This window comes from Actinomycetospora lemnae (assembly GCF_028737315.1).
Taxonomy (GTDB): domain Bacteria; phylum Actinomycetota; class Actinomycetes; order Mycobacteriales; family Pseudonocardiaceae; genus Actinomycetospora; species Actinomycetospora lemnae.
In genome coordinates this window covers 185,792-202,123 of the sequence record NZ_JAQZAO010000004.1, presented here as the reverse complement: position 1 = coordinate 202,123, position 16,332 = coordinate 185,792, and the positions used below count along the sequence as shown (strand labels likewise).

Below are 16,332 nucleotides of genomic sequence, written 5' to 3'. Positions count from 1 at the left end.
GTGGTCGTGCTGCTCCGACCGGCTGCTCGCGCGCCGTCGTGTGGAGGTCACTGAACGCGGCCCGGACCCTTGTGGTCAACATCACTGTTTGTGCGTGCAGATGCTGCACCAACCGCAGGCCGCACCCGGTCGACCGCTGGGCCTCGTCGATCACCGGCGACGGCCGCGACGAGCGGCGGACGAGCGGTGGGTTCTGCTCCGGGCCGGGGTGGTACCTCGGCCGGGATGTCCGGTCCGGAGCAGTCCTCCCCGCACGCACTGCGCTACGCGTACAACACCAACGGGCTCACCTCGCACCGTCTCGACGACGCGCTCGCGCTGCTCGCCGACTGCGGCTACGACGGCGTGGCCCTCACCCTCGACGTCGCCCACCACGACCCGTTCGCCCCGGAACTCGGGCGCCGGACCGCCGCGCTCGCCGACCGCCTGCGCGGGCTCGGGCTGGACAGCGTCGTGGAGACCGGCGCGCGGTTCCTGCTCGACCCGCGCCGCAAGCACCAGCCGACGCTGATCACCGAGGACCCGGACGGCCGCGCGCGCCGCGCCGCCTTCCTGCGCACGTGCGTCGACGTCGCGGCCGACCTGGGCAGCGAGGCGGTGTCGTTCTGGGCCGGGGTGCCGGCGACGGGGCAGGACCGCGACGAGGCCTGGTCGTGGCTGGTCGACGGGGTGCACGAGGTGGTCGCGCACGCCCGCGGGAAGCGCGTCGTCTGCGCCGTCGAGCCCGAGCCCGGGATGCTCGTCGAGGACTGCGACGACTGGGTGCGGCTCGCGCTGGACGTCCCCGAGGTGACCCTTGCCCTCGACACCGGGCACTGCATCGTCTCCGGGCGCTGGACCCCCGAGGCGGCCGTGCACGAGTTCGCGCCCCTGCTCGGCGCCGTCGCCGTCGAGGACATGCCGCGCGGGGTGCACGAGCACCGCGCGCCCGGCGAGGGCGACATGGACCTGCCGGCGGTGCTCGGCGCGCTGCGCGCCGTCGGGCACCCGGGTCTCGTCTCGTTCGAGCTGAGCCGGGACTCGCACCGCGCGGACACGCTCGTGCCGTCGGCCCTCGAGACGATCAGGAAGATGGAGGCCGGCGCGTGAGGATCTGCTTCGTGTCCCGCCGCTACTGGCCCGCGGTGTCGGGCATGAGCGCCTACGCCGAGAACCTGCTGCGCCACCTGGTCCGCGAGGGCCACGACGTCGTGCTGATCTCGCAGTACCGCGGCGACCAGGCCGGCCGCGCGGTCTACGGCGGCGGGCCGCCGCCGCCCGAGCGGGTGCCCGAGGGCGTGCACGTCGTCGCGCTCGAGGCGCTCGGCGAGCAGGAGGTGGTCGAGGGCCGCCCGGCGGACTTCGAGGCCGACGTCGAGACGATGCGCCGCACGATCGGGGAGGAGCACGCCCGCGCGCCGTTCGACATGCTCCACGCGCAGTACGCCTACCCCAACGGGCTCGCCGTCCTGCGCGCCGCGCACGACCTCGGGCTGCCCGCGGTGGTCAGCGTCCAGGGCGGCGACGGGCACTGGGTGGGCACGTGCTGCGTGACGCACGAGACCCTCGTGCGGGCGGTGTTCGCCGACGCGCCCGCGCTGGTCATCGGCTCGTCGTCGTTCGCCGCGGAGGTCTCGCAGCGCCACGGCGTCGACCCCGGCCGCTGGACGGTCGTCTCCGGGGCCACCGACACCGAGCGCTTCACCCCCGCCCGCACGCCCGGGGCCCTGTCCGACCCGCCCGTGCTGCTCTACCACGGTCGCGTCGACGCGCGGAAAGGTGTGCTCGACCTGCTCGACGCCGTCGTCGACCTGCTCGACCGGGGCCGGCGCCTGGACCTCGTGGTGTCGGGCATCGGCCCCGACACCGGCACCGTCGCCGACCGGGTCACCGAGCTCGGGCTCGACGAGCACGTCACGCAGCTCGGCTACACCGCCTACGAGGACGCGCACGAGGTCTACCGGCGCGGCGACGTCTTCGTCAGCCCGACCTACGCCGAGGGCTTCTCGAACACCGTGCTCGAGGCCATGGCGACCGGGCTGCCCGTGGTGTCCACCGACGTCGTCGGCGTGCGCGACTGCGTCCGCGACGGCGAGAACGGCCTGCTCGTGCCGCCCAAGGACCCGGCGGCGCTGGCCGACGGGATCGCGCGCGTGCTCGACGACACCGAGCTGCGCGTCGGGCTCGCCCGCCGGGCGCTCGACGAGGTCCGCGAGCGCTGGTCGTGGCCGGTGATCGCCCACCGCCTGACCGACGTCTACGACCAGGTGCGCGACGTCCCCGTGCCCGCCATCGACGACGTCCCCGTCGACCCCGACTGCCGCTTCCGCGCGGCGCCGCACCTGCTGTGAGTGTCAGCGAAGTGCCGTCGCTGACGTTGAGTGTCCGTATCGGTACTTCGATCACGGAGACCTCGTGAGCTCCCGTCCCCTCGGCGTCGTCGCCGTCAGCCCGCACCTCGACGACGCCGTGTTCTCGGCCGGCGGCACGCTCGCGCGCCTGGCCGCCGCGGGCCACGACGTCCTCGTGCTCACCGTCTTCACCGGCTCGGTCGCGGCGCCGTCGGGGTTCGCGCTCGCCTGCCAGACCGACAAGGGCCTCGCGCCGGACGTCGACTACATGGCCCTGCGCCGCGACGAGGACGACGCCGCGCTCGCGCGCCTCGGCGTGCGCGGCGCACACCTCGGGCTGCTCGAGGCCCCGCACCGCGGCTACCACTCGCCCGCCGCCCTGTTCGCCGGGCGCCACGACGGCGACGACGTGGCCGGGGCGGTGGCCGACGCGATCCGCGAGCACGTCGCGGGCGCCGACCTCGTCCTCGCGCCGCAGGCCGTCGGCGACCACGTCGACCACCAGGTCGTCACGGCCGTCGTCGCCGGGCTGGTCGACGCCGACCGCACCGCGTGGTGGCGCGACACGCCCTACGCGGTGCGCCACCCGGACGCGCGCGGGGCGCCGGAGGTCGGCGGCACCGACGTCGCCGTCGACGTCGGTGCCGTGCTCGACGCGAAGAGCGAGGCCGCGGGCGCGTACGTCACCCAGGTCGGGTTCCAGTTCGGCGGGCCGGAGCACGTCGCGCCCGTGCTCGCCGACCTCGCGCGCCGCGAGGGCCGTCACATCCGTCCGGGCCGACCGGTCGAGGTGTTCCGGGCCGGCGCGCAGGCGCGGGCGCTGATCGGCACCCTGGAGCCGTGACCGCCACCCGTCCCCTGCTCGAGGTCGCGACGATCCACGCCGAGCCGGCGTCGCTCGCGTCCCTGCGCGGCCAGGAGGTGCTCGCGCGGTTCCCGGACGCCTTGGTCGTCGAGATCGACTCGCACTGGGCGATCCCCGACCTGCACGGCGCCGAGGAGAACGTCGCGCGCTGGGTGCGGGTCAAGGCCGAGCACCTGGTGCTCGGGGAGAAGAAGTCGCTCACGGTCCGGCCGAACGGCCGCTCCGCGGACTTCATCGCGCCGTCCACCGCCAACGGCTGCGCCATGGCCTGCGCGTACTGCTACGTCCCGCGGCGCAAGGGCTACGCCAACCCGATCACGGTGTTCACGAACATCGCGGCGATCCAGCGCGCGATCGCCCGGCACGTCGCGAGGCAGGGCCCCAAGCCGGAACCCAACCAGTGCGACCCGCTCGACTGGGTCTACGACCTCGGCGAGAACTCCGACTGCTCGGTCGACGCGCGGGTCAGCGACAACGTCGCCGACCTCGTCGCCCAGTTCGCCCGCCTCGACGGCGCCAAGGCGTCGTTCGCGACCAAGCACGTCAACCGCGACCTGCTCGCCCTCGACCCCCGCGGCGGCACCCGCGTGCGGTTCTCGCTGATGCCGCGGCGCGACGCCAAGCTCCTCGACATCCGGACGAGCTCGATCGACGAGCGCATCGCCGCGGTCGACGACTTCGTCGACGCCGGCTACGAGGTGCACCTCAACTTCTCCCCCGTCGTGCTGCGCGAGCGCTGGCAGTCGGAGTGGGCGCTGCTGCTCGACGAGCTGAGCGAGCGCCTCTCCGAGCGCGCGAAGGCGCAGGCGGCGTGCGAGGTCATCCTCCTGACCCACCACGCCGGGCTGCACGAGGTGAACCTCGGCTGGCACCCGCAGGCCGAGGACGTGCTGTGGCGCCCCGAGGCCCAGGAGGCCAAGCGCACCCAGCACGGCGGGGACGTCGTGCGCTACCGCGTCGACGTCAAGCGGCGAGCCGTCGCCCGGTTCCGGGAGCTGGTGGCGCACCACGCGCCGTGGCTGAGGATCCGCTACGCGTTCTGATCACCTCCGCTGCGCGTCCCGCCACTCCTATTACCCTCGCCCCACGTGAGCACCCGGCTGGCGTTGAGCCGCGCCTACCCCTACGGCGTCCCCGCCTTCGCCGCCGCGCTCGCCGACCCCGAGTTCCACCGCGTCAAGCTCGACGTCGACGGGTCCGGGCGCATCGACGTCGTCGCGTTCGACCGCACGTCGCCCGCCGACGGCGCCCGGCGCGTGCGGGTCGTCCTGCGCCAGCCGGTGCCGCCCGGGCAGGTGCCCGCCGTCGTCGAGCGCCTGCTGTCCGGGGTGCTCGTCATCGAGCGCACCGAGGAGTGGAGGCTCACCCCGACGCGGTGCGAGGGCCGGGCGTACGTCGCGGTGCCGGGGACACCGATCAGCGCGGAGGGCACGATGTCGGTGGTCGGGGAGGGTCCCGGCGACGGTTCCGGGGGCGGGAGCCGGCTCTCGGTCGACCTCGACGTCACGGCGGCGATCCCGCTGCTCGGCGGCGGCATCGAGCGCGCCGTCGTCACGGGCATCCGCGGGCTCACCGGCAGCGAGCACGAGCGCATCTCGAGCTGGCTCGACCGCGCCGGGCAGGCCGGCTGATGCCCGCCCGCCGCAAGCGCCGCCCCGGGTCGGACCGGCTCTACGTCACCTCGTCCGACGGCCTGCCCCTCGGGCACCTCGACCTCTCCTCGCGGATCGCCCACGACGTCCCCGCCGGCTACCGCGAACGCTTCGCGCAGGAGGCCAACGCCTGGCTGTGGCAGAACGGCCTGCCGCCGATGGGGCCCGCCGAGGCGGAGCCGGCCGCGCTGGGTGCCGGCGTCGAGCCTCCCGAGGGCGGCTGGAACCCGGCCTCGGACGACCTCGCCCTGCACCGGCCCGGGCACGGCCTGCTCGAGGAGGCGGCGACCGCCCGCGCGACCCGCGGGCCCGACGCCGACCGCCCCCACCGGCTGCGCGCCGACGGCCAGCACGCCGTCGCCGAGGCCGTCGCCAAGCTCACCCGCGCCCCGACGCTGCGCCGCGGGCGGGGTGCGCGCTGGCGCATCCTGCACAGCGTCCCGATGGCGTTCGCTGAGGGCGACCTCGTCCTCGACCACGTGCTCATCGGGCCGCCGGGCGTGTTCGTCATCGAGGTCGTCAACCAGCCGGGCGGCCGGATCACCATCGAGGACGAGGCGCTCGACCTGGGTGGCGGCTCGACCCTCGACCTCGGACGCCCGCGCCGCATCGGGATCGAGGTCGGCGAGCGGATCTCGATCGCCCTCGCCCGCGCCGCCGGGGCGACGGAGACGCTGGACCCGCCGGCGGTGCACCCGGTCGTCGCCGTCGTCGGCGCGATCCTGTCCGGGCACGGGCGCCCGCGCGGCGTCACCGTCTCCCGCGTCGGCCAGCTGCCGCGCCTGCTGTCCGCGTTCGGCGACCCGCTCTCGGACCTCGCCGTCGCCCAGATCCACGAGGTGGCGCGCCGGTCGGTGACGTGGACTCCGTGACCCGCCCGGACGTCACCCTGCGCCGGGCGCGGGTGGCGGTGGTCGGGATGTTCGTCGTCAACGGGTCGACGTACAACAGCATCGTCCCGCGGTTCCCGACCCTGCGCGACGAGCTCGGCCTCTCCAACGCCGCGCTCGGCACGGCGATCGCCGCGTTCCCGGCCGCCGCGCTGGTGTTCGGGGTGCTCGCCGGACCGCTCATCGCCCGGGTCGGCAGCGGCCGGGCGGGGGCGGGCGTCGGGCTCGCGGGCGCGATCCTGCTGCCGGCGGTGGCGCTCGCCCCCTCGTGGATCGCGCTGGCCGCCGCGCTGTTCGTCCTCGGGCTGACCGACGCCTGGGCCGACGCCGCCATGAACGCCCACGGGCTGCGCGTGCAGACCGGGTACGGGCGCTCGATCGTCAACGGCCTGCACGCGGTGTGGAGCATGGCCGCGGTCGGCGCGGGGCTGCTCGGCGCGGCCGCGGCGGGGTTCGGCGTGCCGCTGCTCGTGCACCTCGGAGTCGTGGCGGCGGTCCTCGTCGTCGTCTCGGTGCTGGCGTGGCGCTGGTCCCTGCCCGGTCCGGAGCCGGAGGCGGAGCAGGTCGACGACGCCGACGGAGGTGCGCGCCAGGGGCCGTGGCGGGCGGTCGTCATCGCCGCCGGCCCGCTGCTCGCGCTCGCCGCGCTGCTCGTGGCCTCGGGCGGGATCGAGGACTCCGCGGCGTCCTGGGGCGCGATCTACGTGCGTGACGACCTCGGCGGTGGAGCGTTCGTCGCCGGCCTGCCGTTCGTGGCGTTCCAGACCGCGATGACGCTCGGGCGGCTGGCCGGCGACCGGGTCGTCGACCGCTTCGGGCCCGTCGCGGTCGCGCGGACGGGCGCGGCGCTGGCCGCGGTGTCGATGGCCGGGGCGCTGCTCGTGGCGCACCCGGTGGCGGCGGTGGCGGGGTTCGCGCTGACCGGCCTCGGGGTGGCGACGATCTTCCCGCTCGGCTTCGCGGCGGCGGGCCGGGTGCCGGGGGTGCGCCCCGGAGACGGGATCGCCGTGGTCGGGTGGCTCGCGCGGCTCGGGTTCCTCGCGTTCCCGCCGATCATCGGCGCGGTCGCGGACAGCGTGTCGGTGGGCGTGGGCCTCGTCCTGGTGCCGGTGGCGGCGGTGGCCGCGTTCGTGCTGGCCGGGTCATTGCGACCGTCGGGGGCGAGGCGGTCGTGACCGTCGACGAGGAGGTCGTGCTCGGGGTCGTGGCGGCCCTGTCGGTGCCCCTGGCGCCGCTCGACGACGCCGTTGCGGGGCTGGGCCGGGACGCGGGGCTGGTGGCGTGGTGGGGCTCCGACGTCCCGGTCGACGGGCCGGTGCACCCCACCGACGCCGGCGCCGTGCTCCTCGACGTCGGCGACGCGACGATGCTGCGCAACCGGGTCACCCGCCAGGACCTCTACCGCACCGGGGTCTCGCCGCTGCGCCGCGCGCTGGCCGGGCTGCTGCTCGACGAGCTCGCGCTCGCGCCGACCTGGGCGGCGGAGGTGGTGCTCACGAAGGCCGACGAGGCCCGGCTGACCGAGTGGATGCGTACCCGCCTGCGGCTGACGAGCGTCGTGCACCCCGACCGCAAGCTCCTGCTGACGCCGGTGCGCGACGCCATGGCGCCGGGGCTGCGCGAGGACGGCGAGACCGCCCGCGCCGCCCGCGACCGCTTCACCGCTGCCGCCGGTCCCCGCCCCGTCCGCGACCCGTCGGTCCCGTTCCGCCGCCCCTAGCCTCGTGAGCACTTTCCACGCCTATAGCCGTGGAAAGTGCTCACGAACGACGGTCGGCGCACGCCACGCAGGTGCGGGCGGCCGGGCGGGCCTCGAGGCGCTCGGGGGCGATGGTGCGTCCGCAGCGCTCGCACACCCCGTAGGTGCCGGCGTCGACGCGGGCGCGGGCGGCGTCGATCTCGTTGAGGTCGTGGCGGGCGGCGGCGAGCAGGGCGGCGACCTGGGCGCGGTCGTAGGCGATCGTCTGTCCCTCGGGGTCGTGCTCGTCGTCGCCCGAGCTCGCCGACGCCGTCTCGACGATCCCCGCGAGCTGGGCGGTGAGCGCCTCGATCCGCGCCGCCGTCTCCGCGCGGGCCTCCTCGAGGCTCACACCACGGTCGCCAGCGCGTGCTGGGCGATCTCGACGGTGACCCCGCGGTCGCCCTCCAGCTCCAGCACCTCGCCGTCGAGCTGCACCGGGATCGGGGAGAGCGTGGTGAACGCGAAGCGGTCGGTGCGCGGCTGCGGGCCCAGGCCCGACACGGCGGCGCGCACGGCGTAGACGAGCAGCCGCAGCTTCGAGCGGTGCGGCAGCGTGATGACCTCGAAGAGCCCGTCGGCGGGGTCGCCGTCGGAGAGCGTCACGTACTTCGCCATCTCGGTGGTGTTCGCGCAGATGAGGCTGTCGAAGCGGCGCCGGCCGGCCATGTCCCCGGGGCCCTCCACGTCGACCGCGAACGGGTGGAACTGCGAGAACGCCCGCACCGTGGTGATGACCTCGCGCAGCGAGCCCTTGCCCCCGCGCTCCAGCTCGAGCGCCACCGTCGGCGTGATGCCCAGGCCGAGGTAGGAGTGGGCCCACCGCGGGGCGTCCTCGCCGGCCACCTGGACGCGCAGCAGGTCGATCCGGCTGATCTGCGCAGCGGCGATCGCGTCGACCAGCGGACGCTGGGCCGTGGCGCGCCGGTGGTCGTTGGCGTTGCCGGCGGGCATCACCGCGGCCGCGGCCCCGGACGTCGTGCCGTCGCCGGCGGCCATGACGCCCTGCACGACCTCGTTGTAGCCGCCGTCGCCGGACACCGAGACCACCAGCGTGCGGCCCGCGCGCGCCTCCTGCTCCGCGATGACCCGCGCGTGCCCCGGGTACTGCGTCGGCACGATCGTCACCGCGAGGTGCGGCGCGTGCTCGGCCAGCGTCGTCCGCGCGTCCTCGGCGCGCTGCTCGCCGTCCCCGCTGCTCTGCGGGTTGTACACCAGGACGACGCGGTCGTACGCGGGCACGGGGGATGGTTCGGACGGCAGGGCCACGACGGCAGACTACGTCGAGGAGGGCGCGGATCGGCGCAACGCGAGCACGTGCTCGACCGCCTCGGGCAGGGTGTCGACGGCCGGGGCGACGGTGCGCAGGTCCCTCGCGTGGTGGGTGGAGTGCTCCGCCACGAGCACGCAGGCGCTGCCCACCGCCGCCGTCGCGGCCGCGTCGTCGAGCGTGTCGCCGACGAGCACGACGCGCGCCGGCTCGAGCCCGAGCACGTCGAGGTGCTCCGCGAGCGCGGCCGCCTTGCTGCGCCCGTCGCGGTGGTGGTCGCCGTCGACGCGGACGAACCAGTCGTGCAGGCCGCGCCGCCCGAGGGTCGCGTGCAGCTCGTCGTGGCCGAGCATGCTGAGCACCGACTGGCCGAACCCGGCGTCGGCGAACCGCTCCAGCGCGTCGAGCGCCCCGTCGGCCAGCGGCAGCGCCGGCTCGCGGCCCAGGTAGTGCTCGCCGAAGACGGCGTTCACCCGCGCCCACTCCGCGTCGTCCACGCTGCGCCCCACGATGTCCTCGTAGAACGTGCGCAGCGGGCGCCGGAACGTCGAGCGGTAGCGCTGGAGGTCGATCTCCGCGTCGACGCCCACCGCGGCGAGGCTGGCGGCGGTGGCGTCGACGACGACGTGCACGTCGGCGAGCAACGTGCCGTTCCAGTCCCAGACGACGTGGTCCACCACGCCGCCGATCATCTCAGCCGCCCAGGTGGTCGAGGATCGCCTGCAGCGACCGGATGCGGGTGTTCTTGAGGACCTCGCCCGGCTCGTCGGTCTCGAACTGCTCGACCCACGCCTCGGTCGACCCCTTGTCGTCGATCGCGAACCACACCGTGCCCGGCGGCTGGTCGTCCTGCGGCTCGGGGCCGCCGGCACCGCTGACCGCGAGCGTCAGGTCCGCGCCCAGCAGGTCCGCGGCCTTCTCCGCCATCGTGCGCACCGCCGGCTCCGAGACCACGGGGCCGTCCGGGACGCCCAGCGCGCCGTGCTTGGTCGTGCGGTCGTAGGCGACGACGCCGCCGCGGAACCACTCGCTCGACCCCGGCGACGCCGCGAGGTCACTGCACACCAGCCCGCCGGTCAACGACTCGACGATCGCGAGCCGACGCCCGTCCCGCGACGCCGCCTCCGACACCGACTTCGCGAGCTCCTGCGGATCCTGCGACACCTGCACACCCCTTCCCGACGAGCAACAGTGCGGCGTTGCCGATCCGTGGCGCCGGGAAACGCTCACGGACGGAAGCGGCGCAGGCGCAGGCTGTTGCCGACGACGAAGACGCTCGACAGTGCCATGGTCACGCCCGCGATCATCGGGTTGAGCAGGCCGGCGACGGCGAGCGGCAGGGCGGCGACGTTGTAGGCGAACGCCCAGAACAGGTTGCCGCGGATCGTGCCCAGCGTGCGGCGGGCCAGGCGCAGGGCGACGGGCACGGCGCGCAGGTCGTCGCGCACGAGGGTGACGTCGCCGGCCTCGATGGCCATCGCCGTGCCGGTGCCCATGGCCACGCCCAGGTCGGCCTGGGCGAGCGCCGCGGCGTCGTTGACGCCGTCGCCGACCATGGCGACGGTCGCGCCCTGCTCCTGGAGCCGGCGGACCTCGTCGGCCTTCTCGGTGGGCAGCACCTCGGCGACCACGTCGTCGGCGGCGATGCCCACCTCGGCGGCGACGGCGGCGGCCGCGGCGGGGTTGTCGCCGGTGAGCAGGACCGGGCGCAGGCCGCGCGCCTTCATCGCCGCGACGGCCTCGGCGGAGCCCTCGCGGACACCGTCGGCCACCTCGAGCACCGCGCGGGCGACCGGCGCGCCCGTGCCGTCGTCCCAGGCGGCGAGCACGGTGGTCGCGCCGTGGGACGCGGCGGCGTCGAGGGCACGGGCCAGCTCGGCGGGGAGGGCGACACCCTGCTCCTCGAACAGCCGCCGACGGCCGGCGAGCACGCGGACGCCGTCGACCGTGCCGGCCACGCCCAGCCCGTCGAGGGTCGTCACGTCCCGGACCTCGGCCGTGTGCGGCGGGAGCTCGTCGCGCGCCGCGGCCGCGATCGCCCGCGCCACGGGGTGCTCGAGCTCCGCCTCCAGGGCGCCGACCCGCGCGAGCACCTCCTCGCGGCCGGTCTCGCGCGTCGTGTGCACCGCGCGCAGGGTCATGCGGCCCGTGGTCACGGTGCCGGTCTTGTCGAGCACGATGGTGTCGACCCGCCGGCTCGACTCGAGCACCTCGGGCCCCCGCAGCAGGATGCCCAGCTGCGCGCCGCGGCCGGTGGCGACGGCGAGCGCGGTGGGCGTGGCGAGGCCCAGCGCGCACGGGCAGGCGACGACGAGCACCGCCATCCCGGCCGCGATCGCGAAGCCCCACCCCTCGCCCGCGACGCCCCAGAACAGCAGGGTGTTGACGGCCACGAGCATCACGACCGGCACGAACCACGCCGAGACGCGGTCGGCGAGGCGCTGGATCGCGGTCTTGCCGGCCTGGGCCTCCTCGACGCGGCGGGCCATGCGGGCCCACTGCGTGTCCGCGGCGGCGCGGGTGGTCTCGACGACGACGCGTGCGGTCTCGTTGCGCGTCCCGGCGAGCACCTCGTCGCCCGGCCCGACGTCGACGGGCGCCGACTCGCCGGTCATGGCGCCGGCGTCGACGCTCGAGCGGCCCTCCACGACCCGCCCGTCCAGCGGGAACGGCTCGCCCGCGGCGACGGCGATGCGGTCGCCGGGCTGCACGCCCTCGACGGGCACCGGGAGCTCGCGGTCACCCACCACCACGCGCGCCTCCGCTGCCGGCGGGGCCATGAGGGCCGCCGACACCCCGAGGGCGCGGCGTCGCCCGCGGCGCTCGATCCAGCGCCCGAGCAGGGCCGCGGTGGTGATCGCCGCGGCGGTCTCGAGGTAGATCGTGCGCGCGCCGTCGAACTGGTCGGGCTGCGGGATGAGGTAGAGCCCGTGGCGCATGCCGCCGAGCCCCGCACCGCCGAAGAACAGCGTCCAGCACGACCAGCCGAAGGCCGCGAGCGTGCCCACCGAGACGAGCGTGTCCATCGTGGCGGCGAGGTGGCGCAGGTTCTTCGCCGCCGCCCGGTGGAACCGCCAGCCGCCCCAGATGACGACCGGCGCGGTGAGCACGAGCGAGAACCACTGCCAGTACCGGAACTGCCAGTCGGGGTTCATCGCGACCGCGACCACGGGCAGCGTCAGCGCCAGGCAGACCAGGGCGCGGTGGCGCAGCTCGCCGAGCTCGGGGTCGGGCGCGTCCGCGTCGGGGGTCCTCGCGCGGGTGCTCGGGCGGTCCGGCGCGGGACGTGGCGCGGGGACGGACGCGGGGACCAGCGGCGCGACCGGGGTGGCGCCGAAGCCGATCGCGGTGACCGCGGCGACGAGCTCGTCGGGGTCCTGCTCCGGCGGGTGCGTGACGCGGGCGCGGCCGCTCGCGTAGTTCACGCTCGCCTCGACCCCGGGCAGGCGCCCGAGCCGCCGCTGGATGCGCGCCGCGCACGTCCCGCACGTCATGCCGGTGACGGCGAGCTCGGTGGTGACGCGCGGGTCGTCCGCCGTTCCCGCCGTCCCGACCGGTCCCGCACTCTCCGCGACGTCGGTCGCCACGGGCGACACCTCCCTGGTCGTCGATCGACGCCGCGACGCTAGGGGCCGCCCACGGGCGCACCCCCGGACCTGAGAGGCCCCGCCCGTCCGTCCGCCCAAGGTCCGGGTCCGGCACGACGAGCGGTCGGGACCCCTCCCCGGACGGGTGGCACGCCTACCCCGAACGGACTACCGCGGGTTCTCAGCCGCGGGCGTGTGAGCCGGGTTGACGATCGGGTAGCTCCGCGCGCGACCACGACTCGCTCGACGAAGGAGGCAGCCGTGTCGGAGAACACCTCCGCCGAGGACCTGAAGGGCCGCGCCAAGGAGGCCGTCGGCGCCGTCACGGGCCAGGACGACTGGGCTCGCGAAGGCCAGGAGCAGCAGAAGAAGGCCGACGCCGAGGACACCGCCCGCCAGAAGGAGGCGGAGGCCCAGAAGGCCCGCGCCGAGGCGGACGAGAAGGAAGCCGACCAGCGCCGGCAGCAGTAGCCGCGCGCGACTCGCCCACGGCCCCGGACCGCGCCTCGGTCCGGGGCCGTCGTGCGTCCGGGGGACCGGCGGTCGCCGAACGTTAGGGCCGGGCATCCACCGGGGAACATCGCGCCAGGTCGACAGGGGCGCCCGCGGGCCGATGGTCGATCCAGGTCTCGCCGGTTCAACGTCATGAGCCGGCGAGACCGCCTCTCTCCGGATCGATCAGCGTCTGCCCGCCGTGGGCGCGCACCGCCACCGCCGCGCCGCCGACGGCCTCGGTGACGCGCACGGCGAACACGGGCGCCATCGCGCACCACCTCGTCGACCGACCCCACGCGACTCCTCGCTCGGCGGGCGCTCGCGATTCTGCTTCACTGCCCCCGTGGGCCTGTCCAGTCGCGTCGTCGGCGGGGCGGACGGGCCGGTCGAGCGGGTGTGGGTCGCGGCGTGCGACGAGCCCGTCGACTTCAGCTCCCTGGCCTCCGCCCGGGGCGGGCTGGGCTTCGTGCGGGTCGGGGGCGTCACCCGCGCGCACCTCCGCGGTCCGATCGCGCGGGCGTCGACGTTGTCGTCGCCGCGCGGCGCCGAGTACTTCGGCGCCGATTTCCGCGTCGGAGCCTTCCTCCCGTCCTGCCCTCCCGCCCGGCTCGCGGACCACCGCGACGCGGTGCTGCCGATCCTCCCGGACGGTCGCGTCGTGCTGGGCGGGCAGGCGTGGGAGATGCCGACGCCGCAGAACGTCGACGTCTTCGTCCGGCATCTCGAGCGGGTCGGGGTGCTGGTCGTCGACCCGCTGGTGGAGCGGTTGTGGCAGGAGGACCGTCCGCGGAGCGTGCCGGTGCGCACCGCCCAGAGCCGCTTCGCGCGGGCCGTCGGGCTGTCGCGCCGGACGGTGCGGGCGATCGAGCAGGCCCGGGACGCCGCTCGGCTCCTGAGCGGCGGGGGCGAGATCGCCGACGTGGCCACCGCGGCGGGCTACTACGACCAGCCACACCTCACGCGGTCGCTCCGCGCGTTCATCGGTCACACGCCGGCCGAGATCGCGCGTGGCGAGGCGTTCCTGGCCCTCTGAGGCTGCGTTCCGGTGCAAGACGTCGGCGACGTCGTCCGACGACGCTTCCCGTCGAAGCATCACCGGACCCGGGAGCGAGCTCGTGCGGCGCATCGTGAACTCCACCTACGTCACCCTCGACGGCGTCATCGAGGGCCCGCAGCACTGGCCGTCGCTGGGCAGCCGCAGCAGCGAGGGCGACGACGTCCAGACCGCCCTGCTCGAGCGCAGCGGCGCGGTGCTGATGGGACGGCGGACCTACGAGGTCTTCGCGCCGGTGTGGTCGGCCCGCGTGGGCGACCCCGCGAGCGACCGCATGAACGCGCTCGCCAAGTACGTCGTCTCGACGACGCTGGCCGACCCGCAGTGGGCGAACACCACCGTCATCGACCGCGACCCGTTCGACACCGTGCGCGAGCTCAAGGAGCAGCCCGGCGGCGACATCGTCCAGTACGGCTTCGGCCCCCTGGCCCACGGCCTCATGGCTCGGGGCCTGCTCGACGAGCTGCGCCTGTGGGTGCACCCGTTCCTCGTCGGCACGGGCTCGAGCAGCGACCTGCTCCACCGGCCCGGGTCGTCGGGGCGCTTCGCGCTCACCGACACGACAGCGCTCGACGACGGCGTCGTGATCCTCACCTACGCGGCGTCGACCGAGCGGTAGGAGGGGCGGCCGGCTCGTCCTCGGTGTCCTGCCGGTGCGGGGCGTCGACCGGGGGCAGCGCGGGCTCCGACGGCTCGACCGTCTCGTCGTCGGGCACGGACGGCAGCTCGTCCTCGGGGAGCTCCGGGACCTCCCGCTGGGCCACACGCGGCACCTGCTGTCGCGGCGTCGGCGGCACCTCGTCGTCGGGCTCGGTGCGGACGTGTGCCCGGGCGCTCGTCATCGTCGACTCCCTCCTGCTCTGTGATCCAGGTCACGCGCGGCGACGGGACGGGCCCTGGCGTCGCTGCGGCTCGTCGGGTCGGAGGCTTCCTGCGCCGGGGATCCGCTGTCAGGATCACCGCGATGCCAGCGACACCTGATCCCGAGCGACTCCGCCAGCTCCTCCACGCGCTGTCCTCGGACGACCGCCATGACCGCCGCCCCTGGGCCGGCACGCTCGGCGAGTGGTGGCGGGAGGGCACCCTCGACGCGGAGACCGCGAGCACCGTCGGAACGGCCGTGACCTGGTGCGCGATGGTCGACGACGACGCCGCCGGCGGCAGCCGCGCCCGGGTCCTCGCGTCCCTCGCCGCGCTCGCCCAGGACGGACTCCTGGCCGAGTCGGACCTGGACCGGCTCCTGCGGGGCGTCGACGCGCAGTACCTCCCCGACGCCGAGAAGCCCTCCGTCAGGACGCTGCGCGCCGCGCTGGGCCGCAAGCCCGGCGGCCGGCGCGACCCCAAGGGCTACCTCTGGACGCTGGTCGACCACGTCCACGCGCTGACGTCCCCCGACCCGGAGGAGCGCCGGGCCGCCGTGGACAAGGCCGCCGCCGAGCCCGGCATCGGCCCGGCGGACAGGCAGGCCCTCACGACCGTGTCGGAGTGGGCGACGGCCTGAGGCCCGACCCGGGGGGGGGATCAGTCGCGGGACGCGCTTCACCCGGAGTGGGTACCGCTGGAGCTCGCACCCCGGTCGAAACATCGCACGACGTCAGGTCGCGGTGCCGACCTCGTCCCTGGATCGAGTGATCGCGGGCCGTCCCGGCTCGGGCCGACGAGACGCTGCGTCAGCCCGAGCGCCGACGGTCTGTCCGTTCCGTGACCTTGTCGTTATCCCGCCGTGACCGAGCCACGGAAGTTTCGTTGGGCCCCCTGCGTCACCGCACGGAGCGATCACGCCACGGCACGTGGTTGGTCGCCTCGCCCGTGGTGGCGTGACGGGGGGTTCACTGTTCGTGCTCGCCGACGGCGAGCGGGCTCTTCGTCTCGACCTCATGTCCGCATGTGTGAACGAGGAGAGACATGCTCAAGAAGTTCGGTGCCGTGACCATCGGGGTGGCCGCCGGCCTGGCCGCGGCGGCGCCGCTGGCCTCGGCCCACGAGTCCGGCCACGACCGGCACCACGGTGACGCCGGATCGTCGTGCAACGTCACCGGTGGCGACGCCGAGGCCAACGGTGGCATCGGTGGCGACGCCCTCGCCGGGAACCTGCTCGCCCAGGCACCGGTGGGCGGCGCGAACCTCGGCAACGTCGTCTGCAACGACATCCTGAACGGCAACCTCAGCGGCAACACCGCCGACATCGACATCGCCGGCTCCGACTCGCCCGAGGTCCCGGGCGCGACCCCCACCGACGGTGAGGAGTCCGACGAGACCACCGACGAGACCACCGACGAGACCACCGACGAGACCACCGACGAGACCACCGACGCGGGCACCGACGACACCGAGGCCGGCGAACCGGCCATGAGCGCGCTGCCCATCTGAGACCTCGCGGCGCTCATCGGCGGGCGACATCGCTCGCCGGTGAGCGCCGCGGCGCGTCCGTCGCGCCTCACGACCACCGCC

General features: G+C 75.4%; 19 protein-coding genes. 13 read left to right on the top strand and 6 right to left on the bottom strand.

What is annotated here, in order from left to right; genetic code table 11:
- The first annotated feature begins 225 nt into the window (after positions 1 to 225).
- From PGB27_RS10465 to PGB27_RS10430, 8 genes are all read left to right on the top strand, one after another.
- Entirely contained in the window at positions 226 to 1,089 is an 864-nt protein-coding gene (locus PGB27_RS10465) for a sugar phosphate isomerase/epimerase family protein (protein ID WP_274200307.1), read from the top strand.
- A complete protein-coding gene (locus tag PGB27_RS10460; protein WP_274200306.1) occupies positions 1,086 to 2,330 on the top strand; it encodes a glycosyltransferase family 4 protein in 1,245 nt (414 codons plus the stop codon). Before PGB27_RS10465 ends, PGB27_RS10460 begins: the two co-directional genes overlap by 4 nt.
- Before the next feature lie 64 nt (positions 2,331 to 2,394).
- On the top strand, positions 2,395 to 3,174 hold the full coding sequence (locus PGB27_RS10455) for a PIG-L deacetylase family protein (RefSeq protein ID WP_274200305.1): 780 nt from the start codon (positions 2,395 to 2,397) through the stop codon (positions 3,172 to 3,174).
- On the top strand, positions 3,171 to 4,238 hold the full coding sequence (locus PGB27_RS10450) for a spore photoproduct lyase family protein (protein ID WP_274200304.1): 1,068 nt from the start codon (positions 3,171 to 3,173) through the stop codon (positions 4,236 to 4,238). The genes PGB27_RS10455 and PGB27_RS10450 overlap by 4 nt, the downstream gene beginning before the upstream one ends.
- 45 nt (positions 4,239 to 4,283) lie before the next feature.
- Positions 4,284 to 4,826, top strand: a complete 543-nt coding sequence (locus PGB27_RS10445) for a DUF2505 domain-containing protein (RefSeq protein ID WP_274200303.1) — start codon at positions 4,284 to 4,286, stop codon at positions 4,824 to 4,826.
- Complete coding sequence (locus PGB27_RS10440; protein ID WP_274200302.1) at positions 4,826 to 5,719, top strand: nuclease-related domain-containing protein; 894 nt, start codon at positions 4,826 to 4,828, stop codon at positions 5,717 to 5,719. Before PGB27_RS10445 ends, PGB27_RS10440 begins: the two co-directional genes overlap by 1 nt.
- The gene (locus tag PGB27_RS10435; RefSeq protein WP_274200301.1) at positions 5,716 to 6,912 is read left to right on the top strand and encodes an MFS transporter; all 1,197 of its coding nucleotides are present in this window, start codon (positions 5,716 to 5,718) and stop codon (positions 6,910 to 6,912) included. Before PGB27_RS10440 ends, PGB27_RS10435 begins: the two co-directional genes overlap by 4 nt.
- Entirely contained in the window at positions 6,909 to 7,457 is a 549-nt protein-coding gene (locus PGB27_RS10430) for a GIY-YIG nuclease family protein (RefSeq protein WP_274200300.1), read from the top strand. Before PGB27_RS10435 ends, PGB27_RS10430 begins: the two co-directional genes overlap by 4 nt.
- A gap of 40 nt (positions 7,458 to 7,497) precedes the next feature.
- Here the strand turns inward: PGB27_RS10430 and PGB27_RS10425 are convergent, their stop codons facing one another.
- The 5 genes from PGB27_RS10425 to PGB27_RS10405 form a co-directional block, all read right to left on the bottom strand.
- Positions 7,498 to 7,827, bottom strand: coding sequence for a TraR/DksA family transcriptional regulator (locus PGB27_RS10425; protein ID WP_274200299.1), 330 nt, complete (start codon positions 7,825 to 7,827; stop codon positions 7,498 to 7,500).
- Complete coding sequence (locus PGB27_RS10420; protein ID WP_274200298.1) at positions 7,824 to 8,744, bottom strand: diacylglycerol/lipid kinase family protein; 921 nt, start codon at positions 8,742 to 8,744, stop codon at positions 7,824 to 7,826. The genes PGB27_RS10425 and PGB27_RS10420 overlap by 4 nt, the downstream gene beginning before the upstream one ends.
- Before the next feature lie 9 nt (positions 8,745 to 8,753).
- Positions 8,754 to 9,425, bottom strand: a complete 672-nt coding sequence (locus tag PGB27_RS10415; RefSeq protein WP_274200297.1) for an HAD family hydrolase — start codon at positions 9,423 to 9,425, stop codon at positions 8,754 to 8,756.
- Between the two features lie 13 nt (positions 9,426 to 9,438).
- Positions 9,439 to 9,909 (bottom strand): CinA family protein, encoded by a 471-nt coding sequence (locus tag PGB27_RS10410; protein ID WP_274200296.1) that lies wholly within the window; start codon positions 9,907 to 9,909, stop codon positions 9,439 to 9,441.
- Positions 9,910 to 9,971: 62 nt separating this feature from the next.
- Positions 9,972 to 12,332, bottom strand: coding sequence for a heavy metal translocating P-type ATPase (locus tag PGB27_RS10405; protein ID WP_274200295.1), 2,361 nt, complete (start codon positions 12,330 to 12,332; stop codon positions 9,972 to 9,974).
- 261 nt (positions 12,333 to 12,593) lie between these two features.
- Here PGB27_RS10405 and PGB27_RS10400 point away from each other — a divergent pair, with 261 nt between their 5' ends.
- The 3 genes from PGB27_RS10400 to PGB27_RS10390 all read left to right on the top strand — a co-directional run bounded on the left by PGB27_RS10400 (position 12,594) and on the right by PGB27_RS10390 (position 14,500).
- Positions 12,594 to 12,803, top strand: coding sequence for a CsbD family protein (locus PGB27_RS10400; RefSeq protein WP_274200294.1), 210 nt, complete (start codon positions 12,594 to 12,596; stop codon positions 12,801 to 12,803).
- A 367-nt stretch (positions 12,804 to 13,170) separates the two neighbouring features.
- Positions 13,171 to 13,860, top strand: a complete 690-nt coding sequence (locus tag PGB27_RS10395) for a helix-turn-helix domain-containing protein (protein ID WP_274200293.1) — start codon at positions 13,171 to 13,173, stop codon at positions 13,858 to 13,860.
- A gap of 82 nt (positions 13,861 to 13,942) precedes the next feature.
- Positions 13,943 to 14,500: a dihydrofolate reductase family protein gene (locus PGB27_RS10390; protein WP_274200292.1), complete on the top strand. Its 558-nt coding sequence runs from the start codon at positions 13,943 to 13,945 to the stop codon at positions 14,498 to 14,500.
- Here PGB27_RS10390 and PGB27_RS10385 read toward each other — a convergent pair.
- Positions 14,472 to 14,723 carry a hypothetical protein gene (locus PGB27_RS10385; protein ID WP_274200291.1) on the bottom strand — a complete coding sequence of 84 codons (252 nt, stop codon included), beginning with the start codon at positions 14,721 to 14,723 and terminating at the stop codon, positions 14,472 to 14,474. The two genes, PGB27_RS10390 and PGB27_RS10385, sit on opposite strands and share 29 nt — an antisense overlap.
- Before the next feature lie 122 nt (positions 14,724 to 14,845).
- Between PGB27_RS10385 and PGB27_RS10380 the strand changes: the two genes are divergently transcribed.
- Together PGB27_RS10380 and PGB27_RS10375 are read left to right on the top strand one after the other, a co-directional pair.
- Positions 14,846 to 15,382 (top strand): hypothetical protein, encoded by a 537-nt coding sequence (locus PGB27_RS10380; protein WP_274200290.1) that lies wholly within the window; start codon positions 14,846 to 14,848, stop codon positions 15,380 to 15,382.
- Between the two features lie 404 nt (positions 15,383 to 15,786).
- Positions 15,787 to 16,251, top strand: a complete 465-nt coding sequence (locus tag PGB27_RS10375; protein WP_274200289.1) for a hypothetical protein — start codon at positions 15,787 to 15,789, stop codon at positions 16,249 to 16,251.
- The last annotated feature ends 81 nt before the right edge of the window (positions 16,252 to 16,332 follow it).